Source organism: Bradyrhizobium sp. (genome assembly GCF_016213215.1).
Classification (GTDB): domain Bacteria; phylum Pseudomonadota; class Alphaproteobacteria; order Rhizobiales; family Xanthobacteraceae; genus Bradyrhizobium.
The window spans coordinates 1-26149 of sequence record NZ_JACRAW010000154.1 but is presented as its reverse complement, the minus strand read 5'-3'; the positions used below and the strand labels follow the sequence as shown (position 1 = coordinate 26149).

Below are 26149 nucleotides of genomic sequence, written 5' to 3'. Positions count from 1 at the left end.
ACGACAATGCATCCAATTGTTGGTGGCCATCGCGCTACGTCGATTTGCCAAGCTGTCCGCGCCGCGCGTGCCCTCTGGCGCGTCAATGCCCTGGTCAGTTAGAGCGCGGGGCCGCACTGCCTCACACATGCACCGCTTTACGGACGCGGCCGGCATCGCCGAACACGCGCAGGTAACGCTCGATCTCGGAGGGAATGCCGGTCGCCTTTTCCGGGTTGTCCGACAGCTTGACCGCCGGCCGCCCGTCGACCGAGGACACTTTGCAGACGATCGAGATCGGGTTGAGATCGACCGAGCCGTCGGGCGAGCAGCCGATGAAGTCGTTCGTCAGGTTGGTGCCCCAGCCGAAGCTGAGCCTTACGCGCCCGGCAAAGTGGCGATAGGTCTCTTCGATCGAGTCGACGTCCATGGCGTCGGAGAAGACGAGCAGCTTCTCCTTGGGATTGCGGCCCTTCTGCTTCCACCATTTGATGATGTCTTCTCCGGCCTGGATCGGCGGGGCGCTGTCGGGACGGAAGCCGGTCCAGTCCGCCACCCATTCGGGCGCATCGCGCAGGAACGGCTTCGTGCCGAAGGCGTCCGGCAGCGCGATCAGAAGATTGCCGCCATAGCTCTGGCGCCACTGGTCAAGAATGCGATAGGGCGCCCAGCGCAGCTCTTCGTCATCGTTGGCGAGCGCCGCCGCCACCATCGGCAGCTCGTGGGCGTTGGTGCCGATGGCCTCGAGATCGTTGTCCATCGCCATCAGCACGTTGGACGTGCCGATGAACGAGGGGCCGAGGCCCTCCTTCACGGCTTCGACGCACCAGCGCTGCCACAAGAAGCCGTGCCGGCGGCGCGTGCCGAAGTCGGAAAGCCGCAGGCCCTCGAGCCTGCGCAAGCGTTCGACCTTGGTCCACAGCTTGGCCTTGGCGCGCGCATAGAGCACGTCGAGCGCGAAGCGCGCGTGTTCCTTCATCACTGCGCGCGAGCGCAATTCGTTGAGGATGGCGAGCGCGGGGATCTCCCACATCGTGGTCTCCATCCACGGCCCGTGGAAATGCAGCTCATGTTGGCCGTCCACCTTGCGCAGCTCGTATTCGGGCAGGCGGAACTCGGCGAGCCAGCGGATGAAATCGGCCGAGAACATGTGGGTCTTGCCGTAGAAGGTGTTACCGGCAAGCCAGATCAGTTCCTTTTTGGTGAAGCGGATGGTGCGGGCATGGTCGAGCTGGGCCCGCAATTCGCCTTCGTCGATGATCTCGGCAAGGCGAACATGGCGCGAGCGATTGATGACCGAAAAGGTGACTCGCTGGTTCGGGTAGAACTCCCGAATCATCTGCAGCATCAAGAGCTTGTAGAAGTCAGTGTCGAGCAGGCTGCGCACGATCGGATCGAGCCGCCAGCTGTGGTTGTAGGTCCTGCTCGCAATATCTGTAACGGTCATAACGTAACTCTACCGCGCCGCCAGCGGCGCAACCAGTGCTTCCCCGGCGCAGCCAATCGACGCGCGGACAAGGGGTTTGGAACCCGGACATATCTTCCGCTGCGGCCCGTGATCAAGTCGCCGCGTTCCTCAATTACTACGAGTTCGTAATTTATCGCACAATCAGGGGGAGAATTCGTGCGTCCGTTGGTCCGCCGCCGGAAAGTGATGATTTTGCAATGCATAATACCGCGCCGGCCGGCTGGCCGGTGGTCTTGGGCTGTTCCCGTGGTGGAATTGTGCAAGATAATGCTGCATCCATCCATGCGATCCGGCGGTAAAATCACTTAACGGTCGTCCTAAAGGAGGACGCAAAGAATGAAGGTTCAGGTCTGTATCATCGGCGGGGGGCCCTCCGGGCTCATGCTTTCGCAGCTCCTGCATCTGCAGGGCATCGAGACGATCGTGCTGGAAAAGTACAGCCGGGAACACGTGCTCTCGCGCATCCGCGCCGGCGTTCTCGAGCACGGCTTCGCCAAGCTGATGCGGGAAGCGCAGTGCGGCGAGCGCATGGACCGCGAGGGCGAGATCCACGATGGTTTCGAGATCGCCCATGACGGCGTGCTCGACCGCGTCGATCTCCACAAATATTCCGGCGGCAATTCGGTGCTGGTCTATGGCCAGACCGAGCTGACCCGCGATCTCTACGAAGCGCGGGACAAGCTCGGCGGCAAGGTGGTCCACAATGCCGAGGACGTCACACCTTACGACATCAACACCGACAAGCCGTACGTCACCTATCGCAGCGGCGAGGAGACCATCCGCGTCGATTGCGAATACGTCATCGGCGCCGACGGCTTCCACGGCGTCAGCCGCAAGTCGATTCCGAAGGACGTATTGCGCGAATACGAGAAGGTCTATCCGTTCGGCTGGCTCGGGGTGCTGTCGCGGACCAAGCCGGTGAATCCGGAATTGATCTATGTGAAACACGAGCGCGGCTTTGCCTTGTGCTCGCTGCGTTCGCAGGTGTTGAGCCGCTACTACATCCAGGTGCCGCTGACGGACAAGGTGGAAGACTGGTCGGACGATGCGTTCTGGGCCGAGCTCAAGCGCCGCCTGCCGGAGTCCGTCGCCGCACGACTGATGACCGGCCCCTCGATCGAGAAGAGCATCGCACCGTTACGCAGCTTCGTCGCCGAGCCGATGCGCTACGGCCGGCTGTTCCTCGCTGGCGACGCCGCCCACATCGTGCCGCCGACCGGCGCGCGCGGGCTCAACAGCGCAGCTTCCGACATCTACTATCTCTATCACGCGTTCGTCGCGCACTATAAGAAGGGCGATGATTCCGGCCTCGACGGCTATTCGCAGAAGGCGCTGGCGCGCATCTGGAAAGCGCAGCGCTTCTCGTGGTGGATGACGATGATGCTGCACCGCTTCCCCGATCGCAACCCTTACGAGGATAAGCTGCAGTCAACCGAGCTTGCCTATGTCTTCTCGTCGGAAGCAGCGATGCGCGTGCTGGCGGAGAACTACGTCGGCCTGCCGTTCTGAGCAGTGCGGCAGGCTAGCTTCCCATCCGCTTGGCGGCGGGTCCCGCGAAGCCAGATAAAGCCAGAATAGGCGTACGTCGCCGAAGCGGGGTATATTCGCTCGGCGACGTTGGTCAGAGACCGGGCCTTGAGATGCCTGCCGCAATTCCGCCTACCCGGCAGGAGATCAAGAGGACGAGCGCCAACCTGGGCGGGCTTTGTCCCCAGCTCACGTGAGCAGCACTACAGAGCATGCTAGTGGTTGATCCCGGCAATGATCTCGTTGATCAATTGCGTCAGGCCGCGCATCTCGACAGTCACGTCCACGGAATCGCCAAGACGAACTATGACGAGTCGATGCGAAGGCAGGATCACAACGATCTGACCAAGGTTGCCGAGCCCGTAAAAAGCGTCAGGTGGGGTGGTCGCACTCAAAGGGTTCTCGGCTCTCTCGCGGTTTCCGCGGCTGGTCCAAAACCCCGCGCCATACCCGGTATCAAGTGTTGGCTGAGCTGAGAATTCTACCCAACCCTCGGGCAGAATGCGGCGGGAGCCGATCATTCCGTCATTGAGATAAAGCAGCCCGAAGCGTGCCCAGTCCCTCGCGCTTGCGAACATATAAGAGGAACCCTGCAACGTTCCGGAGCCATCGAATTCCACAATAACATTTTGCATTCCTAGCGGGTTGAAGAGTTCGTGCCACGCAAATTCGAGAGTCTTTTCCGGCCCGCCGACGCTGTCGCGGATGATCCGCGCCAGTAGCTGCGTATTCAGGCTGCTATAAGCCCACCGCGTTCCTGGTGCCGCAATCACGGCTGCACTTGCAGCGAACTTGGCCATGTCCTGGTGCAAATAGAGCATCTGGCTCGAAGCATCGAAGCCTAGTCGGCCGTCATCCCGAAGGCCGCTTGTCATGCGCAGGAGCTGCTCGATCGTAATCAAGCGGCGTGGATTTCCTTCGTCTTGCCATTCCGCGATAGGTGCCGCTTGTGACGGCGCAAGACGCCCTTGTCGCACCAGAATGCCGATCATCGCGCTAACGACCGACTTGGTCAGGGAGAAACCGAGTAATGGCGTATCTATGCCGACGCCGGTCGCGTAGCGCTCAGCGACTATTTGCCCGTCCAGCAAAACAACGACGGCTTTGGTTCTTCGATAGGGTGGCGCCGAAGGCTCCGCAAAAGCGTTATCAAGGGCCCTCTTCAAATTGACATTGGATGGTTCTATGACCGAGGGGCCGCCGCTGTCCGCGATTACGCTTTGGTCCTGCACCGCCTTCAGCCTGGCAATTTCCGCCTTGGGGAGCCGAGGGTCGGCAGGGCCGCGAAGAATGATGCAGCCAAGTCCGTCGTGGAACGCCGCTCGACTGCCAGCCCAACCCATCATCGAGGCGCTGACGGTCCTCATCGACCAGTCGACCTCATGTCGCGACACTGATCTTAACCTGCCGATCTCAGGGCGCATCATGGTCTCTGCAAAGACAGTCTGTGGATCAAATCCTGATACGAAAGCTTTTGCACAAACGTCGTGAGCGATCAGGCCCGTTGCGACGCGAAGGGCGCGATCAACGAAGTAGCCCACAAACGCCACCGCGCAAATGGCAGTAACCGAAGCAAGCCAGATGGTCCTTCGGAGCGTCATGTGCATCTTTCCCGCGAATGATGACCGAATACGCAAGCAGCTGGCTGGTTCGGCCGCCGGACGTAACCTAATCGGTGCTTATCGAGGGTTGCTCAGCGGTGGCTAGCCTCACGAAACTCAAAACGTCCAGGCGCACAATTGCGTCGGTTCCAGATGCGTTGATGCATTTGGTATTGGTGATCCAGCTCATCGACGCAATTCTGCACGTTAAGGATCGGAGGAGGTGGGCGGCAAAGACTGTACGAATTCAACCTGAATCCCACGAGTGAAGATCGGACTCAGAAAATTGCACAAGAACGGTCCCGCGCCCTTGACGTGCTCCGGCTCTATGAGCTGCATGCCCTGACTCTCCAGCTCACGGCGTGTGGCGTCGAGATTGTCCACTTCAACCGCAATGTGATGCAGACCGCCCACCCCCTTGTTGAACTTGGCAAGTACACCCGCCGTCGGCACTACAAATTCAACGGTCGATCCGTTGCACGACTGGGCGAAGATACACCAACATCTCCATTGTTCGACATAGCCGCGATAGTGCTCCTCCATTCCGAGCAGGTGCATGAATTGCAGAGCATCCTGCTCGGTGGGCTGTATAATGGCGACATGATGAAGCTTCAAAGGGGCCATTTAGCGTGTTGCCAATTTCAGTATGCGATAGCGACCCAGCGCGCCAGGGGCTGTCGCTTTGATGAGAGCTAGACGGCTGGTTCAGTTTGAGCAAGCTCACGCTGAACCAGCATTGGAACGTCGGGAGCAGCGTAGGTTGCGATATCCAATTCCCACACGGTTGTTCCGTCATCCTCGCGCTTAAGAAGGCTGAAACCGAGCTTTCCGAAATGATCCTGGACCATCGAGTTCTTCGCCGAGGGAATGTAGCGACCCCTCAGTCGTAAAGCGCCGTGCGATTTGGCAGCTGAAACCACTTCATTGAGTACTGCGGTTTCCACGCGGCGGCCAAGAACGCGGCAACTCATTAGCCATGTATCGCAGGCCCAGACCTCTGAAGAGACGTCGAAAATCACAACGCTTATCATGCCGTTGTCGCCGAACTTATCAATAAGGCGTATCTGGAGCGCGAATTTCGACGTGTCCGCCTGGATGTCGCCAACCTGCTTCTCGGTATAGCGTCGCGTCGTGAGGTTGAATTGGTTCGACTTATTGATCAGTTGAGCGATCCGAGATCGACCAATCTCGTCGAACGGCCGAATGACGCAAACCATTTGCAGCGACTCGAGATAGGAGTCGAGATTTCCGAGCTGCTCCACGGCCTTTGTACGTTCAGCATTGCCTCGATAGAAGTCAGCACGGAGGCTGTCTTCCTCAGAGATGGCGATTGCCTCGAAATAGCCAGCACAGCCCAATGCGCGGGCGTAATAGGCCGGGTCGGGAAAGAGCTCGGGAACGGCAACCTCCGGCAACATCTGCCGCACCCGTTCACGCTCCGCCGGATTGTCATCGACGAAAACGAGGGCATCTGTCCCGATATTCAGTACTTTGGCGATCTGCGCCAAGTTTGACGCCTTGTCTTCCCAATTCGCGAGAAAGACCGCGATGTCGTCTTCCTTGAGAAGCATCTCGGGATGCTCACGGAACGGCCGCACTGCGGCTGCCATTTCATTCTTCGAGCAGACGGCCAATATGATTCCCCGCTCTTTGCATTGAAGAGCGTACGATTGAAGCAACAGATGAGCTTCACCGTCCGCCGTGCCGTTGCCCAATCGAAGTCCCTCTACACCGTCGTCGCCGACGATTCCTCCCCACAGCGTATTGTCGAGATCGAGTACGAGACACTTGCGGCTCTTCCCGCGCAGCGCGGCCAACAGCCTCGCCAAGTGGTCGGCATACAAGGGAACCAAATCCAGCGAAAAGGGAAGCTTGGCATTCGTCCACTGCGAGGGCCGATACCACGCGTCATATCCAACCAGCGCAGCGACGTGCTGTGCGTCAAAGAGAAGATTCCCGTTTCGCGAGGCGATCTCCGTCAATGATCTGTTGTACGACTCGCAGAGTTGTCGAGAAGATCCCTGCGCTACGCGATCGAAGCTCCCGCACCACTCTTCAGGAGGTGGCGGCACAGTTTGAAGAATCGCGGGAACGCCGAGATCATCATTGATAACCCTCACCATCGAGTCGATCTGAGCGCAGGCGGATGCAAGCCGCTCGCGGCCGCTCTTCGGAGATATGAATGATTGATGAAGCCCCAAGCCGCGCGGATCCTGCGAGATGAGTACGGCATCAGGGGCGGTCTTGTGCAAGATGGAGTCTGGCGAGAAGATCGCCTGAGCAATTTGGCCAAATCCGCCATGTACGACCTCCAGAAGCACTCCAAACCGCGCCGCTGTGGCAACCAGAGCAGGTATTGTGTAATCGACGGTAGTGTCGCTCAAGATTGCCAGCCGCATATCGACGAATGAGGCATTTCGCACAAGCCGTGGCCGTAGCGAGCCAATGAGTTTCGCGAGACGAATAAGCTGATCGATATTGAGCTGATAATTGGCAAGATGACGAATGTCTCGCTCGGTCGCGGTCGGTGAATCTTCGAGAGTGCGGCAAAGTTGGCGAAAATGCGCGGGCGCTGGGACAAGCCAGGGCAAATTCTCCAGGCGGAAGTCGAGTACGTTCATCGCAAACCCCGTGCGCGATCACGCGTTTGTCTTCTGTGAAATGAGCTTTATCAGGTCACCGACATTCTTCAGGCTGCCAATTTCGGCATTTGTGAAATGCACTCCGAACTGTCGTTCGACCGAAGCCATCAGGCGAATGTGACTCAGGCTGTCCCACTCATCCAGATCGTCGGCCGACATCGTGTCCGAAAGCACGATGTCATCTCGATCCATCACGTCGTGGAATACGGTTGTCAATTGACGAGCTATTTGGTGAGCATCCATTCAGGCACCTGTGAGTGGCTCTCGCAAGATCGAACGATCCATCTGCAGTTGCTGTGCGCCGGCTCGAGGCGTTCCCCCTTGGACAGCACGAGTAACGCGAACAGCGACATCTATCTGCGTCGAGATCTCAAGGTATTTGACGGATCTCAATAACGCTATGCGTGCCGATGCTAGTGTCAATGGGAACACGTTCCGGGGAAGCAGACAGGGTTCCATGCTGTTCAATTCGAAGGAATTCCTGGTCTATTTTTTGCCAATTGTTCTTGCTGTCTTCTTTGCCGTCGGAGGATCTAGTCGATACCGCCTGGCAGCCGTTTGGCTGGTGGCGGCGTCACTCGTGTTTTACGGATGGTGGTATCCGCCATATGTTCCGCTTCTTATGGCGAGCATGGTGGCGAATTTTCTCATCGGTCGACGCCTTGCCCGCGCGCCCAGCAAATACGTTCTGGGCGCCGGGGTAGCGGCCAACATCCTGCTGCTGGGAGTCTACAAGTACTCCGGCTTTGCGGTCACGACGTCGAACCAGCTGTTTGGCTTGGACTGGGTGGTGCCGAACATCGCGCTGCCTCTCGCAATCTCGTTCTTTACGTTTCAGCAGATCGCGTTCCTGGCCGATGCTCACGACGGGAATGCAGAAGAGCACAGCTTCGTCGATTACTCATTGTTCATAACGTTCTTCCCTCATTTGATTGCGGGACCGATAACGCATCATCGGGAAATGCTCCCGCAATTCCGCAATTCGGAAACGTTTCGGCCGCGTCTGGATAACGTCGCGATTGGAGCGACGCTATTCGTCCTGGGCCTGTTCAAGAAAGTCGCTATTGCGGACCCTCTGGGCGAGGTGGCCCGGCCAATCTTTGCCGAAGCCACCACCCCGGCGCTGTCTCTCATCGATGCGTGGGGCGGTGCCCTTGCGTATGCGCTGCAGATCTACTTCGATTTCTCAGGCTATACGGACATGGCGATCGGCCTTGGGCTGATGTTTGGAATCCGCCTGCCGCCGAACTTCGATAGCCCATACAAAGCGCGCAATATCATTGAATTCTGGTCGCGATTTCATATGACGCTGACCCGGTTTCTGACGGCGTATGTGTATAATCCGATCGTTTTGCGCGTGACCCGAGCTCGACTGCGGGCTGGATTACCCTTAGGAGGGCGGAGCAGGACAACTCCGGGTGCCTTTGTAATGATGATCGCACTGCCCACCATTCTGACGATGTTCATTTCAGGCGTGTGGCATGGGGCGGGCTGGCAATTCATCATCTTTGGCTTGCTGCACGGCCTCTACATCACCATCAATCGTGCGTGGCGGACGATCAAGGGAGCAGTCGGGTGGCCGGTGGAAAGCAAAAGCAAACTCCGGAATGCTTCTGCGACGATACTGACCTTTCTATGCGTAGTCGTTGCTCTGGTGTTCTTCCGGTCGTCTGACGTGCCCTCGGCGATTGCGCTTCTGTCCGTCATGATGGGGTCGCATGGGGTTGGTTTTCCGCCAGGTGTGACGGAGCTGCCCGGCCTAGGCGCTTTGAGCCAGGTTTTGGGAATTCCCGTTATCGAGTCGAAATACCTGCACCTTAAGCAAATCTTCTGGATTGTCGTGGTGCTTGCTGTCGTGTGGGGAACGCCCAACACGCAGCAGTGGATGCGTCATTATCGGACCGCGCTAGATCATAGGCCTCGAATGGATTGGGTAGCGCGTTTGATTCCCCGTGCTGGCTGGCAGCCCACGTCGGTATGGGGCCTTATGATCGGTTGTCTTGCCACCTACGCGCTGATGCGGACCTTCTCTCAGGCGCCGACGGAATTTCTCTACTTCCAGTTTTGAGCATTGGAGATGGAGCAGTGCAGCCGGCTCCCACACGATCTCCATGCGATAACGTGCAGGCGAGACTCTCGCACGGCCGAGTACTAGAGACATCGCCCTCAGAGGCAACAGACGGGGAAAGCAATGGACGCTATATACGGCCATGAGCACCATGCGAGCGAGAAATCAAACCATGGAACCTATCTTGCCGCCGCTCTTGCAGGAGCAATTCTATTCGTGGTCGGCGCATTCAGTCTGCTCGTTGTCTTGGAATGGTTTGGGCGGTTGCCGCCCCCGCCGATAGCCAACAACATCTGCATTGATGAAAAGCTGTCATTCATGCGAGATCGATCGTTCGGATCCCCAAATGTCCTGATCGCGGGATCTTCGGTTGCATGGCGAAGCATCGACGGTGAGGCCATGGTCAGTGCCGCGAAGCACCTCCAGCCCCTGAACGGTGGGTTTTGCGGTCTCCAGGTCAATCAGGCCGCCTTCGTGGGCGACTGGCTGGTTGACCGTTTTGCATCCATTCGCACCGTTGTCTTTGTCGTTTCGCCGTTCGATTTTGAGGGCTGTTCAACCAGCCCGATGGCTGCATTCGATCTGGCGGCCGCCGACGAGTATGTGTTCGGGCGGGCATCAAAGTGGAGCTTCTACATGCGCAACTTCGATCCCGGCTCAATGGTCAGAAACGTACTCCGCGTCGGGTCGATGCGTAAGCCGGGTCATTTCTATTCGCTGGTATTTACGAAGTTTGGTGACGGTCCGGTGGACGCGCTATCCAGTGAGCGAACGCTGATGTATGGGCCGCTTCGTCGGCTCGATGGCACTTGCTTCAGCGCGCTGGCTTCAATGGCCGACCGACTGGCATCGGAGAGCAAGGCAATCATGGTGGTCGGAGTCCCGCTGCATCCCAAATGGAAGGAACTCTACGATCACGACGGGACCATCCGCGCGCGTCTGAGAGAAGGGATAGTTAAGGCCATAGAACCGAGCGGTGGGAAATACTGGGACGGCGATGCGGAATCGTCGACGAGCAGTGAAGAATTCCTGGATGCGATCCACTTGAGATGGCCAGCTACGAAGACGCTCTCGAAGAAGCTCGCGGAGTCCATAGGGCCGTCGTTGCTGAATGAAGCGGCCGCCCATCCAGGGAGCCGCTAGGAACGGACAATACGTGAAACGCCGGCGAACGCAGGTCAAGGCCACCTCACGCTTTGGCTGTAGCCAATCAGCTGGCGCCGCGCGCCGCCTGCGCGGGGAGGTCGCACGCGAAGCAACTCACCGGAACGTTGATGAACTGCAGTACCAGGACGTTGGGCTCTGGTGCCACGACGAGAGGAAAAAGTGCCGTGCGGAGAAGTATAACGCTGCTGTGCGTGTAATTGGGAAATCGGGAGAACACGTCAGGGGAGACTCAGGCGGTCCAGAGAGGGGCGGGGCAATCAGTAGCACACAAGACGTTCAAGACATTTGAGAGTATAACTCCTTTCGAACCGTGGAGCCAACATGTCCGCCGAGAGCGCAGACCACCAGAGTTGGGTTCCGATGTTGCTCGATGTGATGACGGTTGTATTCATCGTTGCGGGACTTCTCCTTCTCTGGATCAATCTCCGTGCGCGACGAAGTGATGTTATGATTAAGCTTCGCAAGCACTCAGAAGACCTTGGCAACCCCGCTTCTGAGCCGTCGCAGAAGAACTCCCAAACCCATTAGCTCTCGCCGGGGCTGTAGATCTAACATTGGTTAAACTTTTCGGCGAATCTTGGCGTCGCCGCATGTGCCCGGTGATCCGCTCGGGAACGATCGGTTGCCGGGGAGATTAGTGCAATCCGGGTTTCACTCGATCTTTGAGGGGGGGGAGATTGCCCACTACAGTGTTGGTCGATAACCACCGTGTGTATCGGACGGGAATCCGTACCCTGATCGAGACTGCAAAGCTTTCCCGGGTGTTTGAAAGTCCGCACCTGGGAGACGCCGACTTTGGTGATCGCGTGGACTTGCTGCTGATCGACACCGGCAGCCTTGATGAGCGGTCATATGACGTCTTGCACGATGCGCGTGCTCGTGACCCCGGGATGCGCCTTGCACTTATGTCGGCATCGAATGCTCGATCCGAGGTCTTGAGATGCTTGTCTGCAGGATTTCACGGCTTTGTACACAAAACCCAACCGGACGAGGAGTGGCTCGTGGCGATTAGCGACTTGCTCTCGGGACGAATATACGTCCCGCAGTGGATAGCTGGTCACGACTACGAATCCGAGACGCCGCCGACCAGCTCTGAACCCGAGCCTCTCAGGCTGTCGCGCAGGCAGAGCGAAATCCTCCCGTTCCTTGCACAGGGTCTGTCCAACAAGGAAATTGCGCGCGAGCTGAACATCGCGGTGCAAACAACCAAGATACACATTGCGGCGCTCCTGCGCGCGCTAGGTGCCCGCAATAGAACCGAAGCGGCTTTCATGGCAGCCAAGGTCTTGCACAAGCCACCGCTGGCCGGAGCCGTCCCCTCGCAGGCTCATTGCACCTATTGACAGAGGCTCAATACGCTTTCTGATGAAGGAAGACGATGGCCGTGCGGACAATGATCCGTAGATCGAGCCAGATGCTCCAGTTTGCCACGTACCAAAGGTCGTGCTCGACCCGTCTCTCCATCAGTTCTACGATCGGGGTCTCGCCGCGAAGACCGTTCACTTGTGCCCAGCCCGTGAGGCCCGGCTTCATGTGATGCCGGTACACATAGTTGCTGATGATCTGATCGTAATAGTTGTCATGCGCTAGCGCGTGCGGGCGCGGGCCGACGAGCGACATCTCGTTCCTCAGCACATTCCAGAGCTGCGGCAACTCGTCAATGCTTGTCTTGCGCAGAAGCCGACCAGCCCGGGTCACCCGCGCATCCTGCTTGGTAGCCTGCAAAACCACGCTCCCGTCTTCAGAGACGGTCATGGTGCGAAACTTCCAGATCTCGAACGGCTTGCCGTTGAAACCGCGGCGGGCCTGGCGGAAGATGATGGGGCCCGGTGAATCCAGCTTGATCAGGATCGCCGTCGTGATCAGAAGCGGCGCGAGTGCCACCAGGGCAAGCAACGCAAGGGCGACATCAAGGCAGCGTTTCTGTGCGCGCTCGAGTACCGAAAGCGGCGCCCGCTGTATTTCGATCACTGCCGTTCCGCTGACCGGCACGAAGGGGCGGGACACAAGATCGGCTATGAGGAAGTCGGACAATAGCCGGATCGGCTGCGGCACTTGACGCAGGCGCTGCCGAACTTTCTGCAGCATCGGGATTTCGTTCCAATCGAGAACCAACAGAAATTCCTGCGCATTTGTCGCGCGCGACTGCGCAATGACGTTCAGGATCTCGCGATCCCATGCGGCGTCATCGTCTTCCGGGGGTACGTTCAAAACAAAATGGCGCACCACGTCGAAGCCGTTCTTGCGAAGGTCCTTGAAACGGGTCGAAGTGAAATCGAGTGCTCTCAGGCTGAGCAGTACGACCCTGCGATCGACGAAATGGTCCCTGGCAAATGATGACGCCAGTCCAATACGCCAAACCGCACGGTGCGCACCCAGGCTGGCCAGGCCTGTGATCGCGAACAGGATGATCGTGCCACGCGACACACTTGCCGTCGACTTCAAAAGAAACGCGGTAATAGCGAGAATCGTCAGCGAGAGCATCCAGATAATGGTGACCTTGCGCGCTTGCCAACTGCCGTCGAGCAACCGAGGGCCGTCGTAGACGCCTTGAAAGAGAGCGATGATGACGAAAACCATGCCAACGATCAGGCCAACACCGATTGAAAACTCCTGCTCGATCGGAGTTCCTGCGAAGTGGCGATAGAGAATCCCTGCGAGCATATAGCTGACCAGGATCAGCAAAAAATCGCCGGTGAGGACGAATATCTGAAACGGCCTCTGTAATGACGTGCCGCGACGTGTGGAATGGAGCTGATCAAAATCAAGGGCGGTTGTGGACGTATCGGTGGTCGTAGACATATTGAACCTCTTTGCTTAAGCAGCTGAGGTCGTCTCCTCTATCCGGTCGCTCGACGGGACGTTGCTCGGCTATGTGGAAAGCCAGAGCTGCCAGACAAGGACGCAGCTGGAGGCTTGGCGCGAGGGGGATTGTGCTCAGGCGTCCCGATATCACTGAGCAGCAGGCGAGGCATAATCCCGTCCTGAAAGCGATGGAGATGGCAAAGACTGACGCTACATTCGAGCCTGCATGAGCGAGGTTGCAGGATATGCATCGCGTCCTTGTCGTACTTGACGGTTCTCAATATTCGCCGTGATGTCGAGGGTTACGGTTTGAGTGACGAGGCGGGGTTTGTCTTAAGGACCGCGTTAGGAAGAGTTCCTCAATTCTGAAACCCGAGAGCCGCGCCTACTTCCATGGAGGGAAGGACTGGGGTGTGAGCGATCCGTCACCAGATCGGCTTCTGCTGGAGTTTATTGAGGGCCTGCCTGCGACGATCCGCCATGATTTGTGGGACGCCATCGCGCTGGCTTTCGAGAAGCGGGCGCGAAACCTTGATGAGTCCGCTTTGCCGGAAGTGGTGCGTGAAATCATTCAGCCGCAAGAGGACTGGCTCATGCGGCAACGCGTGATACTGGTGACAGGACTGCTGGATCACCTCATGAATACGGTACCGCTCGAAGCCGATTATTGGTACGAGGGGCCGAACCGGAGCGTCATTGGATCGGTTGTCACTCCGATCGTCCGATTGCACTATCGGCAGGCCCAGGCTCGTTGGTACGAGCTTCGATGCGGCCCACTTTCGCCGGAGGCGTTGGCTATCTTCAGCTAGTACTGTTCGGATGAAACGTCAGGAGGATGGTCCGGCGCGTTGTCTCGATCAGGCGGACGGATGTTCCCTGGCAAAAGACGCCATGTGCCGAGCATGCCGGCAAGGCGTCAGCGAGGTGCGGGGATGCTCAGGCAAGGCGAAGGGGTCTCTGGAGCGCGTCGCGCACGGATCGGCCGGGCGCCGAGATCGGTTTCGACTAGTGGCGGAGGCGGATTGGCCTCAAATTGCGCGGTGGTGCTGGAAAAGAATGCGAGAGTCGACCACCGCGTGGATAGCTCAACCCAGTTGCTGTTGCCGGCTCCTCGATTGTTGGTCTGGCCTTGAACATAGGCTGCTGCCGGGTCGCGCCACCATTCGGCTCCAACATTGGCGACGAGTTTCAGCTTCGGATTCGTCGTTTTGATGTCCATCTGAACGTACACGGCATCGACGCTTCCGGCGGCATAGTTGCCCCGCTTCACCATCCATAATACAATATTGCGTCCGGGTGGGGGACTATCCATGGCGGTCACACCGTCCGCCTGAGCCTCGATCTTCATTTCGGCTCCACTGGCTCTGGAGCCCTTAGCCTCGAAATGAGCTCCGGTGATTTCGTGTGCGCTCTGGTCCTGTACGATAAGCCATTCCTTGGTGGCGTGGAGGTGTACGTAGGTCCGTGCATTTGCGACTACGATCCTCGCGTCGGGGTTCGAATATGCAGGCTCGCCGAATTTGGGATACACTGAGCCCACTGCTGTCACCGCAGTGAATTCGGGAGGTGGCGTACCGCCGCCGGGTGGTTTGTAGGAGCCGTTGCACCAGGAGTACGTCTTGGGCACACCAGCGGGAAATGCTTCGCTATAGCCTGGTGTGTTTTGCGCTATGATGTCGAGCGCAGGCGCGGTCGCGCCGACTTGGCTTGACGGTTTCATCGGTTCGTCGGCGGACGCCGAACCAGACACCGTTATACTGAAAATCAGGACTGCTCCGATCGGCAACAATGAAGGTAGCTTCCTCGCCAAGACGCGGGCGACATGTCCGAACGCGGCAGCCGACAATGGAAGACGGACAACTCGTTGGAAATACGACGGCATGAGACCGAACCCTTCTGGATACGCCTCCGTGACAAGAGGGTAGGCGTCGGTCAGTTTCTAAAGTTGACGAATCTCAAGAAGCACTCAGGTCGTCCATGTTCCGCGCGCGCCGGTCGATTGTGGGCGCCATCAACGTCGGGTGCGCCACGTGTGTTCAGCACGTTTCTATACGGGGACGTTCTCAAACCGATTGTTGACGCGGTTGCCTCGCTCGGCACCGTTTGCGCCGAGCTCGTATGACGGCCCTGGAATAGGCCGGTGAGGTGCTGTACGCGCAGATCCATTTGGTTTCAGTGCGCCACAAATGCGCGCCGAAAGATAGCGCAGTACTTGCAGCCCGAGAAGATTGCCCGCAATCAGGTGCTGCACCCAAATTGGGCCGACTTCGCGTACCGCGCCGTCGGCGCGTATCAGGCCCGCACTGCGCTCAGCATGTAATGATAGTTGTGATATTTGCGCACGAATTCCGAACCGCTTAGCGAGCGGTACATCCGATAGCTGCGCTCACTGACGGTCGGATATGCGGTGTGCGGGTAACACCTTATATTCTCAAAACCGAGTTCGCGAAGCAGTGCCATCACGCGCCACACGTTTGTAGGAAACTCATAGTCGGCCGGGCGGTGGGTTGAGCGTTTTAACGTGTGATAGGCGGATCGCAGCGACCTGTACGCGAATCGGGGCATGAAGATCGATTTTGCCATCTGGAAAAGTCCCCACGCGTTGGGATCTTCCAGAAACAAGATACCCTTCGGCTTGAGCAGATCCCGAAACGACCCGAGCAGTTCGGGAAGTCGCTCGCATTCGTGGTGTATCAAGTCGATTGAGACGACATAGTCGAAGGCGCCGGCCTTGAGCGGAATACGGTTCACGTCGCCGTTGACGCAGGACGCCGCTCCGCAGTCACTCCGTAGTTGGGCCAACATGTCGAAGACGAGATCAAGGTTGACGAACGTATGTCCGAGCCTTTCAAACTCCGCACAGCTTGGGTCAAAGCCGCAGCCAATATTGACAAATCGCTTGGGGGGAGAGTCGTTCACGACAGAGCGAACCATTGCCCAGAACTCGCGCTTGGAAAGGCTCCATTGACCGAGATTGAACCGCTCCTCCGGAAGCTGCTCTCTCGATTTCATCATCAGCGCGAGGTTGTGCTCTTCCTCCAGGTGCACTGTGTTGACATCATCGGGAACGAGCACCGGGATGCCCTGTTTGACGTCGTATGTAGCCGCGCAGCCGGTACAACGCAGCCCGTCCGCGTCTTCCATCAGCGCTGCACGGCACTTTGGGCATGCCAGCAGTTCCAGGAGGTCTGATCTTATTTGGCCGCCGTCGAGTCGGGCAAGCGAGACTGCTCCATGCATCGCCGGTGTCCTTCCGTATTTGCAGGTTTGGGCCGATGGAAGCGCAAAGGTTAGTCCTTGCATTCGTGATCGAGTTGACGATCCTCAATAACCGTGTACGTGGCTAGGAGCCGGAGGTGGACCGCTTCTGAAAATCCTGAGGGCCTGGCGCGCGTTGGCGCGAATGGTTACGGCTCTCGCGTTTTCTGCGCCTGCGCGGGCCATTCCAACCGATTTTGACCATGGCGCCGAAGACGACGGTCAGAAAGATGAGGGAATCGCTCCACAAGCCCTCAATCGGCGTCGTCGGGCCGGCGGATCCCGGCCGCGAGCGCGCAAGGAGGAAGAGGTTGTTAGTTGGCCCCGCAACAGTCTGCGCGATCTCGTGAAACGCGTCATTGCCTCCGAAGGAAGCCCACTCGTCCGCCGTCGCGGAGGTTGCCTCGAATGACTTCTTCTTCAGGTGGGGGGCGATCGGAGGCGTGTTCACGACTCCGCGCAACGGAGGTGGCAGATTGTTCTGAAGCTCGGCAGTGCTGACTGAATAGAAGCCGAGCGTCTTCCATTCCGTCGAGAGCTTGACCCAGTTGCTGCTGCCGACGCCCGGATTGTTGCTGTGGTCGTCAAGATAGGGTGCGTTCGCGTCGCGCCACCAGTCGGCGCCCACACTAGCGATCAGGTTCAGGTTTGGATCGGTCACCCTCATGTCCATTTGGACATAGACGGCGTCAACCGTCCCGGCCGCGTAGGTTCCCCGCGCATTGTGCCAGAAATGATCGTTGTATCCGGTCGGAGGGACACTGAACGAGGCACCACCACCCGGCAGAGGGGTTACCTTCATCGGGTATCCTGCATTTCCAGTGAAGTCAGGAACGAAATGCCCGCCCACTACTGGATGACTTGATTGGTCCTGGACAAGAATCCATTGGCCGCCATCTTTGATGCGGACATAGGTCTTCGCGTTGGCAACTTCGACGGCCGCATCTGCATTCGAATACGCGGGTGCTCCCACCTGCTGATAGACTGCTCCCCAACCCACAACGGCGGTGAAGCCCGAGGGCGGCGTAGGCATCCCTTCGTCGCTCCAGCCCTTATACCAATTGTAGCTTTTGGGCACGCCAACCGGGAAGCCTTCGCTCTGGCCGGGGCTGTTCTGTCTGATGGCATCGGAAATCGAGAAGTTCATTGGTGATTTCGTCCTCAAGCAGCGGGCACCAGGCAAGCTAAGCGGAACTGTCGCCAGATGACGCCGCGGACGTAAGCCGACCGGCATACGAGAAGAACAGTGTCATCGACGTAAAGTTGTCGATCAGATTTTCGGAGAGGAAATATATGAGCAGCACGGTGAACAGAGTTTTCGCACCCTGCTGTTTCAGCGAAAACACGATACTGAGCACAAAAACGACAAATGCCAGGAAACTCAAGGGTCCAAATTCTGCCAGGACGCGCAGGTAATCGTTATGGGGCGGCACTGGAATGACGGCTATGATTGAGGTCTGACCTGCGCCGTAACCGAACAATATTCCGCCGAGCCCCTGCGACGAATAGTAGTCCCATATGTTTGTCCAATGAATGATGCGGAAGAACGCGGACAAATCTGTCGTGCCCGTCAAATGGATCAATTGCTTGTAGGTCATCCGCGAGACGGTGCTGGGGTCCAAACTCCAGATCAAGGCTATGGCGTCCAGACCCGTCAGCAAACGATCCAAAGCGCCAAGCGCGTAGGCAAAAAGGCTTGCGATCACCAAAGCGAACAGCGCAACGAACTTAGCCTTACTTAGGGGAAAGACAGAGCACATGGCGATAGCCAGAATGGTTGCCAAGGCGGCGCCGACTCTATTCATCACCACTACATTGACGAACTGCAGTATCAGAATTTTGCTTTCGAACCAGTGCGACAAAGCAAAGAGCGATGCAGTAAAATATAGTGCTGCCGTGTTTGTGTTCGGGAAGTACGCGAAAACGTCGGGAAAGTCGGCCCCGACGAAGAGTTTTGTCGTGCCCACCAGCTTGAATATGAAGGGCAGAGCGACAAGAGCGTAGATGCATAGCTTCTCGACAGGGTGCCAGCGCGCCCCAACGCTTCGGCCCGCAATATAGAACGTATACAACGACAAGAGCTTCAGGGCATCCGCAATCTCGAAAGCGCCGAAGTTGGCCAGAAAGCTCGTGCCGACGAGAACACAGGCAAATACCAAGAGGATCTTATAGAAACCGCTACCCTCTTTGCCGAGGATTAGAACGTAGACTGAAAACGAAATAAGCAAAAGGCTCACGGAGTTGCTGAGCGTGTTGAATAGAGTAGATCCTGTAAAGTGGTAAGCGAAAGTGAATAGATTCAGGAGCACGAGACCCAGGCAGGTCACCGGGAAGAACTGGTGCTGAATCGCCACGGACGCGGGAACGATGTGGGCGGCTCGTTCTCTGCTTACAGTCAAGTTTTGCACGACGAAGCAACCCGCCTCTCTTACTTAGCCGCATGGTCCTGCTTGGGTCGCTCTGCAACAGCGACCTTGCCGGACTGCCGCCGGGAATGGCAGCAATGACAAGCAGCTAGGTGATCTGTCGAAATCCGAGTTGACCGTCGTCAATATCTGTCCAGGTGCTTCACGTAGAGGCTATGCGAGCAGGGTACGAACGAGCGAGGTCAACAGTGGAACGCGGCATCTTGCGGCTTTTCTGGCGCCGACAATGGATCCTGTACCTGTGCCTGCTTTTCACGGCCAGCGCCGCCTTCCTGTATTATGCGATGGCCGGTGAACGCTACGAGGCGTATACACTTTTGCGCTCCGGGCAGGGCATTAAGGAGCGTTCGGGGAACGCTGCCCTTGGCGAGGGTATTGATCTTCAAAGCCGCATGGAGTCGCTGGCGCGCCTCGCCAAAATTGATACCGTCATTCAGCAGGCGGCGAAGGAGGTCGGGTACGATCGATTGTCTTCTGATCCGAACCCAACGCTCATGGCCCAGTTCTTGGCGTGGGCAAAGGAAGTCAGGCATGCTGAAGCCTACGAGCCGACAAATGCTGAGACGCAGGCTGATGCAGACCGCAAGGAGTCGGCCATCCTCGGGTTGCGGGACCGGGTCGTTGCCAAGCAGGAAGGCAGATCCGATCTATTGAGAATAAGTTTTCGCCACGCCGATCCGTCGATCGCCGCAAGCTTTTTGAACGAGCTCGCAAATTCGCTGGTAGCCGTTAATAACGCCGAGGTGCAGCTGCCCGGAGCGCAGGAATTCTTCCAGCAACAGACGAAACGTCTCGAACAGGATGCCGAAACAGCGGCTGCCAACCTGGAGAGCTTTTCCGTCAGGGCATCGATCTATTCGGTTGACGAGCAGCGGCAGCTTCTGCTCAAGCGGGCGACCGACCTGGCAGCATTGATGTCCACGACGCGAGGAGCAATTGAAGAGAAGAAAGGGCAGAAACAAGCGATCGTAACTCAACTGGAGCACCTGAAGCCGGTCGCTCAGTCCAAAACCGTCAGCCAGATGGTGAGAATAATCGGGGGACTGGGAAGGCCTGGAGAAAAGCAGCCGGAGCAGTTCGAGGAGGCTCCTCCCTTGCTCCTGATAAAGGTCTATCAGGACAACATGGCGCAGCTCATGAAGGTCAACGCCGAGCTTGTTGGAACGACAGACCTGCTGAACCAACTTGGCACTGAACTCGAGAACGTGAACAAGGAACTGGCGTTGCTCTCCTCGAAGGAAGCAGAGTATGGCAGGTTGAAACGCTTTCTCACCACCGCGTCTACCGCCGCCGCTCACTATGCAAGCCGGATGGTGGAGGAGGAGATTAGTTCCGAGGTCGCCAAGAAGAGTCAGCTCTCGAGCCTGAGAGTCATGCAGAAAGCGATCTCCCCGACGGCGCCTGTGTTTCCGCAGATCCCGCATCTCATTGCCTTGGCAATGGCCGGTGGTCTCTTGCTTGGCTGTGCGTTGATCGTCGGGCCGGAACTCGCGAGAGCTTCCCTGCATCCACACCGGGACCGCGCACCTGGTGTCCGGGACGACGATCCGGTCGACTTGCTGGCTGCCCGGCAGAGAAAGGAGGGGTCGAAGGATGTCTATTTTGGGTGAAGCATCGAGCCGAATATCAACCACGTCGAGTGAGGAAAAGCAGACATCGGCGCCGCTGCTCGACGCGCGTCCAAACGCGTTCGGTTATGGCCAAGGGAGGCCCGCATGAAGATCGACGTGCGAACAGCTTCGGGAGTGGCGCTTGGCAGGCGCGAGCGCCCCGTGCGCGAACTGCCGGCTTGGCTACACAGGAACATCCTCTCCTACATCGAAAGCGCCCCGGCACATAACTCGACGCTTCTCCGCGCGTATAATGTCGCACTGAGGCTTCTTGGCGGGAGATACCGCGCCCGCACCTATTTCGGGTCAACAATGCTTTGCGACCCGCATGACGCCATTCAGAACACGGTCCTTCACTTTGGAACCTGGGAGCCGAATATATCCGCCGTAATCGAGCAGCTATTGTCGCCTGGGGACATATGCGTGGATATTGGCGCCAATGTCGGTTACGACACCCTCTTGGCGTCGCACCTCGTTGGGCCTCACGGCTCGGTAGTAGCGATTGAAGCCTCGCCAAGCATCTTCGATCTGCTGTCGCGAAATATAGGCGAGAATGACGCGCGCAACATTCGCCTCGTGCAGAAGGCGGTATCGGATGGACCCGGAATGCTGAACCTGTACGCCGGTCCCGCCGGCAATCGTGGCCTGACAACGACTCTGGCATCACCGACCTCCAAGATTGAGGCCACGGTCGAAGCGCTACCATTGGATCAGATTCTCACAGTCGAGGAGCGTTCCAGACTTCGGCTTATCAAGATGGACATCGAGGGGGGCGAAGTGCCTGTGATGCACCGCTTTCTTGACACCCTCGAACTCTACCCGGACTTTGTGACCCTTATTGTCGAAGTAGCGCCGTGCGACGAATGGCCCGACATATTCCAGCGTATGCGAGCCGCCGGATTTTCAGCCTACTTTATCGAAAACTCCTATAACCGACAGTGGTACATTAAGCAGCGGCATCAGCTAACGCCTCTGCAACGACTGGACGGCGTTCCGAACTACCAGGCAGATATTTTGTTCACGCGCGGAGTTGCGCCCGTAATCGCTGCCCAGGCCCATGGCAGCTTGCAGTAGGCGCATTCATTGCCAGCCCATCCGTTCGCGAAGCATTCTTAGCGATCGACCTGCATCGTAACGCGCCTAAGGTCGTCGCATCCCAGATATGCGCTTCGAAACCGTTCACCGGCGACTAGCCTGGCTTCGGCGCCATTTCAGGAGAGGGGACAATATCGCTCGACCAACAGGTGTCGCCTGCAAACCAGCCTTCACCAAATCGACCGCGGGCAGTGGGAGCGGCGGCATCAACTCGTTACGACTGACCAAAGTCGCATCTCCAAGATCCACATCGCATTCAGCAGCTCTCATTACTCGATCCTGCCAAGAGGCTCTCTCGAACGTGGCCGTCGCGATATACTGGTCGGACCAATCTGGCCGTACTTCTTTCGGCGCAGCGAGAGACCGGTTGGCCTCGTGCTTAAAGAGTGTGGGCTGCCGTTGGCGTATCTCGAGTCGGCTGGATATCTGCGCCGGAGATCGGTACGGATAGTGTCTGAGCCGTATCCGCACGGGATACGTGCGGCCGTGGTTATCGGGCCAGATCAATCCGCCCCATTCAAGATCATTCCGATGGCGGACGAACCGAGGTTCGCTCCAGTTGTTTTGATAGAATTTGAGCCGTTCTCGAACCGGTCTGGCGAGCCATTCCGACGGACTCTGTTCATAGCTGCGAAGATCAAGATCGGTGAAATAGAAGTTGAATGTAGCAGAGAGCACAAAGCCGTATTTGTCGGGAACCTCCGCAAGAAAACGGGCGGGATCATCAATGTATATTTCGTCGGAATCGAGTCTGCACCACCAATCGCCGGGAGAGGCCATGCTCCTGTAGGATTCGTATATTTCCCCGCGCATCTCATCGGTGAAAGTGCGGTCATCATGACCGACAATCTCGATCTTTGAATTTGCTTTCGCAATGTCCTGCACCGTATCCCACGTTCCATCGACGCTGCCATTATCAAACACAAAGATTCTGTCGCTCCAGCCTAGAGCCGCCTTCAACGTCTCCCCAACGATATCGTTCTCGTCCCGAACGCAACAAATGCTAAATATTTTCATGGTGCCGCCGTACTTTCTGGCTTCACGAGTGAAGAATCAAACACCAGCAGGTAACGCCAAAGCGATATTCCGACAAACGTGATCAGGATCGCGCCACCAGCGCCGTAGAGTCCCGCGAACGGCACGAGTGCTGTTTGCGCAATCGCCAATACTCCTACCGACACAAGGTTGGTGAGCGTCGTGAGGCGATCGCGGTATGCGGTGAACAGACTCATCGCCCCGAAATCCGCCAGGCAGCGGAACGCCATACCGGCAATTATCAACCAGAACGCAGGCAACTGGTCGGCAATTGAGGGCGGACCCAGCCACGGCAAGAGGATTTGGAAAACAACCCCGGTCGCAATGCTCAAGGCCACGGTGGCCAATACCGTTGTCTGCATGTAACGCCAGGCGAGCTGGGAGTGGGCGGCCAACCCGCCGACGCTGTACGCGTTGATCAGGAGAGGGCGTTGCTGCTGCTGGACGACCAATCCGATGAAGGTAGTTGCGGCATTCGCGACGGTCCAGAACAGAAAGTAGATGCCGGCGACCTTCAAACCCAGGAACAACGTGACAAGGTATCGATCGAGGTACTGGCTCGCAACGAAGCCGAGATCGCCGACATAGAAGAGCGCGGACTTCCGGATTGCGGTCGCAACCACGCCCGGCTTGAATGGCAGGGAAAATGCCTCTCGCCACGGCCACGACCAGCTCATCCATGCGAACAGCAGAAGCGAAAGCATACCGCCCGCCAGCCAGAACCCGAACAGGTGCGAAAGCGTCCTGAGGTGTGGCTCCCAAATGGCGAGCGGAACGTAGACGAGAATCCACGCGCCGCCGCGCAGGAAGACGGTCGCATTCGCCGAAACGTGACGCTGCGTGTTGGAGAAAAGATAGAACACGTCGTAGCCGATATGCTCAAACCACATCACCGCGATGACAAAGATCCATAAAGCGGAAGTGTCGAGCGCAATCGTGAGCGGAACGGCCAGCGCCAGCAGGATGACATAAATCGACGTCACGAAGCTCCAATAGTAGCGTAGGCTATTCGTCAACTCGGCGGGCGAGGCAGCGACTGCATCGCGCATTACCAGGTGGTTCATTCCGACATTGACGACCACCGGAACAATCGCGATGGCGCCGGCAGCGAGCCCATACAAACCCAGTGATGATAGATCAAGATAGCGTGCAATGAAGATTGCAAGGGCGAACTTGGCGGCCATCACGCTGGCGCGCATGGCCATGACTGCCAAGTCGACGAGAAGCCTGCTCACTGAGGCGGGCATAGGTGCAAGGTCTCGCTACACACGACCAATCAGAGTGCGTGAACAAACTGTATCGCGATCTCGTCGCTCAATCGTGACGTTTAAACGGCACTGCGGTTCATGCGGCGGAAGATCGAAGAGGAACCTGTATAACCTGAGGACCATGCAATCGCTCCTGCGAGCGAAACTTCGCGCATACGGGGCTGGGAGAGTTGACGGCTGTCAATAAGGCAAGCGTCAGGCGCAAGGGGTGAAAACATTGTGATTCCCAGGCAAGGCCGTTGTCCTGGGCAGCGGGCGAGCGCCTGCGCCGGGCGATATGTTGTCAGGCCGGGCGCGCCAATGTGCTATGCCTCAGCTGGCGCAGCTTGGCGGCAAAGGATTGCGGAATAAAGGCGACGGCGATGAAGCGCAGGACTGCGTGCAAGCTGGCGTTGTACAGGTCGTGGCGGAAGCGCCACGCGACGTTCAACATCTGTCGGACCGCGCCGCCGCTGCTGCGATAGTCGGACAAGGCAATCAGCGCGCGGTGTGCGAAGTGGCGCTGGGCCTGGACCTTGATGGCCTTGCGCTGCTGCGGGTCGGCGACATGGAGGTCCGCGGTGCTTGCGATCAGGTCGGCCGCTTTCCGTCCGTCGTACAGCAGTTGTTCGACGCCCAACCGTGCCGTCTCGGAATTGTTGTGACATGTGAACGTGGCGCAGGCCTCGTTGACGAAGCCGGCCTTGCCGAGCAACAGCAGGGGTGCCCAGGCGCCGACGTCCGCGGTGTGCGGCAGGTCGAGTGGGAAGCCGCCGCGCGCGCGCAGGAGCGCGGTGCTCATGGCGACGCTGCAGATCGCCACCGTGACCTGATCCGTCAGGAAGTCCGTCAGGATATCTGTACCGTCCCAGATGCCGGTATCCCGGGATCGGCTGGTGCGCGCCGCCTTCGTTCGTCCGAACGAAGCTGCGTGGACATTGCTCAGCGCAATGACGGTCGAAAGGTGTGGCTGCTGGGTGATGAGGCGAGCGCATCGCTCCAGCAGCCAAGGCGCAATTCTGTCGTCGTCGGAAACGAAAACGATGTAGTCGCCTTTCGCGCTTGCAAGACAGGCGTTCCAGTTCGGTAGCAGGCCAATGTTCGTTTGCTGGTTTATGATGCGCAATCGTGCGTCCTTGAATCCGCTCAGGACGTCTTCGGTCTCGTCGGAAGAGGCGTTGTTCGAGACGACGACTTCGAAATGCGGATAGGTCTGCGACAGCGCCGAGGTGACGCAGCCCTTCAGGAGCGCCGCCCGATTGAACGTCGGAATAGCGATCGTCACGAACGGATAGGGGGAACCGGTCGGGACGACATCGGAGGACGTCATGGGATCATCAAGAACCATTGGGATCGCGATTTAGTTGAAAATCGATCTCTTCGGCAATGAACGTACCCCCCACAAAAGGCGGGCGGACCGCGTCAACTAGAGTGCCTCTATGGAAGTAGTGCGAAGTTCGCGCGCGCCCGAGTTGACCGTTGTCAACTATCCCGCCGTTCCGCGCCGGCTGGCCCGATCGTTGTCGCGGTACTGTCGGCGGAAGATCGGCTGCTTGATCGTCCGCACGCGGGAGCGTCAAGCCTGATTAGAATGGTGCGGCGCATAGCGTTTCGCGGACACCGTCTCCGTTAGTACGGCGAACCGCCACGGCGCCAGGAGCGCGGGAAACCGGTTTCCCACGCGTGTTTTCAATCCATTTCGCGAGCAGGAGTGCAATGGCCTGCCGGGAACGACCATTTTCAGGTGCGGCGCCGGGCGAAGGTGAACCCGTGCCCGCGAGCATCGCGGACTGGATTCACCTTCCTCCACTGAGGCGGCCTCAGCCAGCTAATGCAACGGCAACGCCAGTGTCTGGTCGACCGAAGCATTCGCCGACGCGCCTGCAAGAGAACTGCTCAGATTAGAACCGGCACTGACCAGGCTCGTCGCTGTGTACTGCCTCATGAGATCGATCGACCGATCTGCACTGGCCAAGGTGGCGGCCGGTGCCGCGCTCGTCGACGTGGGCGTCAATGCAACATTGTCATATAGAGCACCGAGCCCGTCGCCGCCCTGGCCCGCCACCTCGCGGAAGGTCAAGCGGTCCTGTCCGCCGGTTCCGACGACCGCGAAATCGTAGGTTTCCCAGGTGTTACCTGGAGGAACGACGGCGACAACCGAGTCATTCCACAACACCTCAACCGAGGAGGTTGAGGCGGTGAAGCCGGGGCGCGCCCGCGT

The 26149-nt window shown here is 58.1% G+C and carries 20 protein-coding genes and 1 pseudogene; 7 read left to right on the top strand and 14 right to left on the bottom strand.

The window, feature by feature from the left end; all coding sequences use genetic code 11:
- Positions 1 to 121: 121 nt before the first annotated feature.
- Positions 122 to 1426, bottom strand: a complete 1305-nt coding sequence (gene pncB / locus HY852_RS25065; RefSeq protein WP_291607600.1) for a nicotinate phosphoribosyltransferase — start codon at positions 1424 to 1426, stop codon at positions 122 to 124.
- 357 nt (positions 1427 to 1783) lie between these two features.
- On the opposite strand from pncB, the gene pobA reads away from it, so the two are divergent.
- On the top strand, positions 1784 to 2956 hold the full coding sequence (gene pobA, locus HY852_RS25060) for a 4-hydroxybenzoate 3-monooxygenase (RefSeq protein WP_291607599.1): 1173 nt from the start codon (positions 1784 to 1786) through the stop codon (positions 2954 to 2956).
- 233 nt (positions 2957 to 3189) lie between these two features.
- On the opposite strand, the gene HY852_RS25055 is transcribed toward pobA, so the two are convergent.
- The 4 genes from HY852_RS25055 to HY852_RS25040 form a co-directional block, all read right to left on the bottom strand.
- Positions 3190 to 4575 carry a serine hydrolase gene (locus tag HY852_RS25055; protein WP_291607598.1) on the bottom strand — a complete coding sequence of 462 codons (1386 nt, stop codon included), beginning with the start codon at positions 4573 to 4575 and terminating at the stop codon, positions 3190 to 3192.
- 207 nt (positions 4576 to 4782) lie between these two features.
- Complete coding sequence (locus HY852_RS25050) at positions 4783 to 5199, bottom strand: VOC family protein (protein WP_291607597.1); 417 nt, start codon at positions 5197 to 5199, stop codon at positions 4783 to 4785.
- Positions 5200 to 5267: 68 nt separating this feature from the next.
- The gene (locus tag HY852_RS25045; RefSeq protein ID WP_291607596.1) at positions 5268 to 7196 is read right to left on the bottom strand and encodes an HAD family hydrolase; all 1929 of its coding nucleotides are present in this window, start codon (positions 7194 to 7196) and stop codon (positions 5268 to 5270) included.
- Between the two features lie 18 nt (positions 7197 to 7214).
- Positions 7215 to 7460 carry an acyl carrier protein gene (locus tag HY852_RS25040; protein ID WP_291607595.1) on the bottom strand — a complete coding sequence of 82 codons (246 nt, stop codon included), beginning with the start codon at positions 7458 to 7460 and terminating at the stop codon, positions 7215 to 7217.
- A gap of 214 nt (positions 7461 to 7674) precedes the next feature.
- On the opposite strand from HY852_RS25040, the gene HY852_RS25035 reads away from it, so the two are divergent.
- From HY852_RS25035 to HY852_RS25025, 3 genes are all read left to right on the top strand, one after another.
- On the top strand, positions 7675 to 9285 hold the full coding sequence (locus HY852_RS25035) for an MBOAT family O-acyltransferase (RefSeq protein WP_291607594.1): 1611 nt from the start codon (positions 7675 to 7677) through the stop codon (positions 9283 to 9285).
- 123 nt (positions 9286 to 9408) lie between these two features.
- Positions 9409 to 10428: a hypothetical protein gene (locus HY852_RS25030; protein ID WP_291607593.1), complete on the top strand. Its 1020-nt coding sequence runs from the start codon at positions 9409 to 9411 to the stop codon at positions 10426 to 10428.
- A 701-nt stretch (positions 10429 to 11129) separates the two neighbouring features.
- Positions 11130 to 11795, top strand: a complete 666-nt coding sequence (locus tag HY852_RS25025) for a response regulator transcription factor (RefSeq protein ID WP_291607592.1) — start codon at positions 11130 to 11132, stop codon at positions 11793 to 11795.
- A gap of 7 nt (positions 11796 to 11802) precedes the next feature.
- Here the strand turns inward: HY852_RS25025 and HY852_RS25020 are convergent, their stop codons facing one another.
- A complete protein-coding gene (locus tag HY852_RS25020) occupies positions 11803 to 13254 on the bottom strand; it encodes an undecaprenyl-phosphate glucose phosphotransferase (RefSeq protein WP_291607591.1) in 1452 nt (483 codons plus the stop codon).
- A gap of 416 nt (positions 13255 to 13670) precedes the next feature.
- Between HY852_RS25020 and HY852_RS25015 the strand changes: the two genes are divergently transcribed.
- Positions 13671 to 14066: a hypothetical protein gene (locus tag HY852_RS25015; RefSeq protein ID WP_291607590.1), complete on the top strand. Its 396-nt coding sequence runs from the start codon at positions 13671 to 13673 to the stop codon at positions 14064 to 14066.
- Between the two features lie 107 nt (positions 14067 to 14173).
- Here the strand turns inward: HY852_RS25015 and HY852_RS25010 are convergent, their stop codons facing one another.
- From HY852_RS25010 to HY852_RS24995, 4 genes are all read right to left on the bottom strand, one after another.
- Positions 14174 to 15139, bottom strand: coding sequence for a hypothetical protein (locus HY852_RS25010; protein WP_291607589.1), 966 nt, complete (start codon positions 15137 to 15139; stop codon positions 14174 to 14176).
- A 410-nt stretch (positions 15140 to 15549) separates the two neighbouring features.
- Positions 15550 to 16497: a methyltransferase domain-containing protein gene (locus HY852_RS25005; RefSeq protein ID WP_367116424.1), complete on the bottom strand. Its 948-nt coding sequence runs from the start codon at positions 16495 to 16497 to the stop codon at positions 15550 to 15552.
- Between the two features lie 103 nt (positions 16498 to 16600).
- Positions 16601 to 17662 carry a hypothetical protein gene (locus tag HY852_RS25000; protein ID WP_291607586.1) on the bottom strand — a complete coding sequence of 354 codons (1062 nt, stop codon included), beginning with the start codon at positions 17660 to 17662 and terminating at the stop codon, positions 16601 to 16603.
- Between the two features lie 37 nt (positions 17663 to 17699).
- Positions 17700 to 18869, bottom strand: a complete 1170-nt coding sequence (locus HY852_RS24995; protein WP_291607585.1) for an O-antigen ligase family protein — start codon at positions 18867 to 18869, stop codon at positions 17700 to 17702.
- 260 nt (positions 18870 to 19129) lie between these two features.
- Here HY852_RS24995 and HY852_RS24990 point away from each other — a divergent pair, with 260 nt between their 5' ends.
- Entirely contained in the window at positions 19130 to 20551 is a 1422-nt protein-coding gene (locus HY852_RS24990) for a hypothetical protein (RefSeq protein WP_291607584.1), read from the top strand.
- Positions 20552 to 20656: 105 nt separating this feature from the next.
- Positions 20657 to 21625 (top strand): FkbM family methyltransferase, encoded by a 969-nt coding sequence (locus tag HY852_RS24985; protein WP_291607583.1) that lies wholly within the window; start codon positions 20657 to 20659, stop codon positions 21623 to 21625.
- Positions 21626 to 21730: 105 nt separating this feature from the next.
- On the opposite strand, the gene HY852_RS24980 is transcribed toward HY852_RS24985, so the two are convergent.
- The 4 genes and pseudogenes from HY852_RS24980 to HY852_RS24965 all read right to left on the bottom strand — a co-directional run.
- Positions 21731 to 22663: a glycosyltransferase family 2 protein gene (locus tag HY852_RS24980; RefSeq protein WP_291607582.1), complete on the bottom strand. Its 933-nt coding sequence runs from the start codon at positions 22661 to 22663 to the stop codon at positions 21731 to 21733.
- Positions 22660 to 23886, bottom strand: coding sequence for a polysaccharide biosynthesis protein (locus tag HY852_RS24975; protein ID WP_291607580.1), 1227 nt, complete (start codon positions 23884 to 23886; stop codon positions 22660 to 22662). The genes HY852_RS24980 and HY852_RS24975 overlap by 4 nt, the downstream gene beginning before the upstream one ends.
- A gap of 346 nt (positions 23887 to 24232) precedes the next feature.
- On the bottom strand, positions 24233 to 25258 hold the full coding sequence (locus tag HY852_RS24970; RefSeq protein ID WP_291607579.1) for a glycosyltransferase family 2 protein: 1026 nt from the start codon (positions 25256 to 25258) through the stop codon (positions 24233 to 24235).
- Between the two features lie 498 nt (positions 25259 to 25756).
- Positions 25757 to 26149: pseudogene (locus tag HY852_RS24965) on the bottom strand (hypothetical protein); the annotation flags it as partial.

Excerpts from the sequence above, each read along its gene's own strand:
- pncB (WP_291607600.1), bottom strand. The coding sequence starts at position 1,426 with ATGACCGTTACAGATATTGCGAGCAGGACCTACAACCACAGCTGGCGG.
- pobA (WP_291607599.1), top strand. The coding sequence starts at position 1,784 with ATGAAGGTTCAGGTCTGTATCATCGGCGGGGGGCCCTCCGGGCTCATG.
- HY852_RS25055 (WP_291607598.1), bottom strand. The coding sequence starts at position 4,575 with ATGACGCTCCGAAGGACCATCTGGCTTGCTTCGGTTACTGCCATTTGC.
- HY852_RS25050 (WP_291607597.1), bottom strand. The coding sequence starts at position 5,199 with ATGGCCCCTTTGAAGCTTCATCATGTCGCCATTATACAGCCCACCGAG.
- HY852_RS25045 (WP_291607596.1), bottom strand. The coding sequence starts at position 7,196 with ATGAACGTACTCGACTTCCGCCTGGAGAATTTGCCCTGGCTTGTCCCA.
- HY852_RS25040 (WP_291607595.1), bottom strand. The coding sequence starts at position 7,460 with ATGGATGCTCACCAAATAGCTCGTCAATTGACAACCGTATTCCACGAC.
- HY852_RS25035 (WP_291607594.1), top strand. The coding sequence starts at position 7,675 with ATGCTGTTCAATTCGAAGGAATTCCTGGTCTATTTTTTGCCAATTGTT.
- HY852_RS25030 (WP_291607593.1), top strand. The coding sequence starts at position 9,409 with ATGGACGCTATATACGGCCATGAGCACCATGCGAGCGAGAAATCAAAC.
- HY852_RS25020 (WP_291607591.1), bottom strand. The coding sequence starts at position 13,254 with ATGTCTACGACCACCGATACGTCCACAACCGCCCTTGATTTTGATCAG.
- HY852_RS25010 (WP_291607589.1), bottom strand. The coding sequence starts at position 15,139 with ATGCCGTCGTATTTCCAACGAGTTGTCCGTCTTCCATTGTCGGCTGCC.
- HY852_RS25005 (WP_367116424.1), bottom strand. The coding sequence starts at position 16,497 with ATGCATGGAGCAGTCTCGCTTGCCCGACTCGACGGCGGCCAAATAAGA.
- HY852_RS25000 (WP_291607586.1), bottom strand. The coding sequence starts at position 17,662 with ATGAACTTCTCGATTTCCGATGCCATCAGACAGAACAGCCCCGGCCAG.
- HY852_RS24985 (WP_291607583.1), top strand. The coding sequence starts at position 20,657 with ATGAAGATCGACGTGCGAACAGCTTCGGGAGTGGCGCTTGGCAGGCGC.
- HY852_RS24980 (WP_291607582.1), bottom strand. The coding sequence starts at position 22,663 with ATGAAAATATTTAGCATTTGTTGCGTTCGGGACGAGAACGATATCGTT.
- HY852_RS24975 (WP_291607580.1), bottom strand. The coding sequence starts at position 23,886 with ATGGCCATGCGCGCCAGCGTGATGGCCGCCAAGTTCGCCCTTGCAATC.
- HY852_RS24970 (WP_291607579.1), bottom strand. The coding sequence starts at position 25,258 with ATGACGTCCTCCGATGTCGTCCCGACCGGTTCCCCCTATCCGTTCGTG.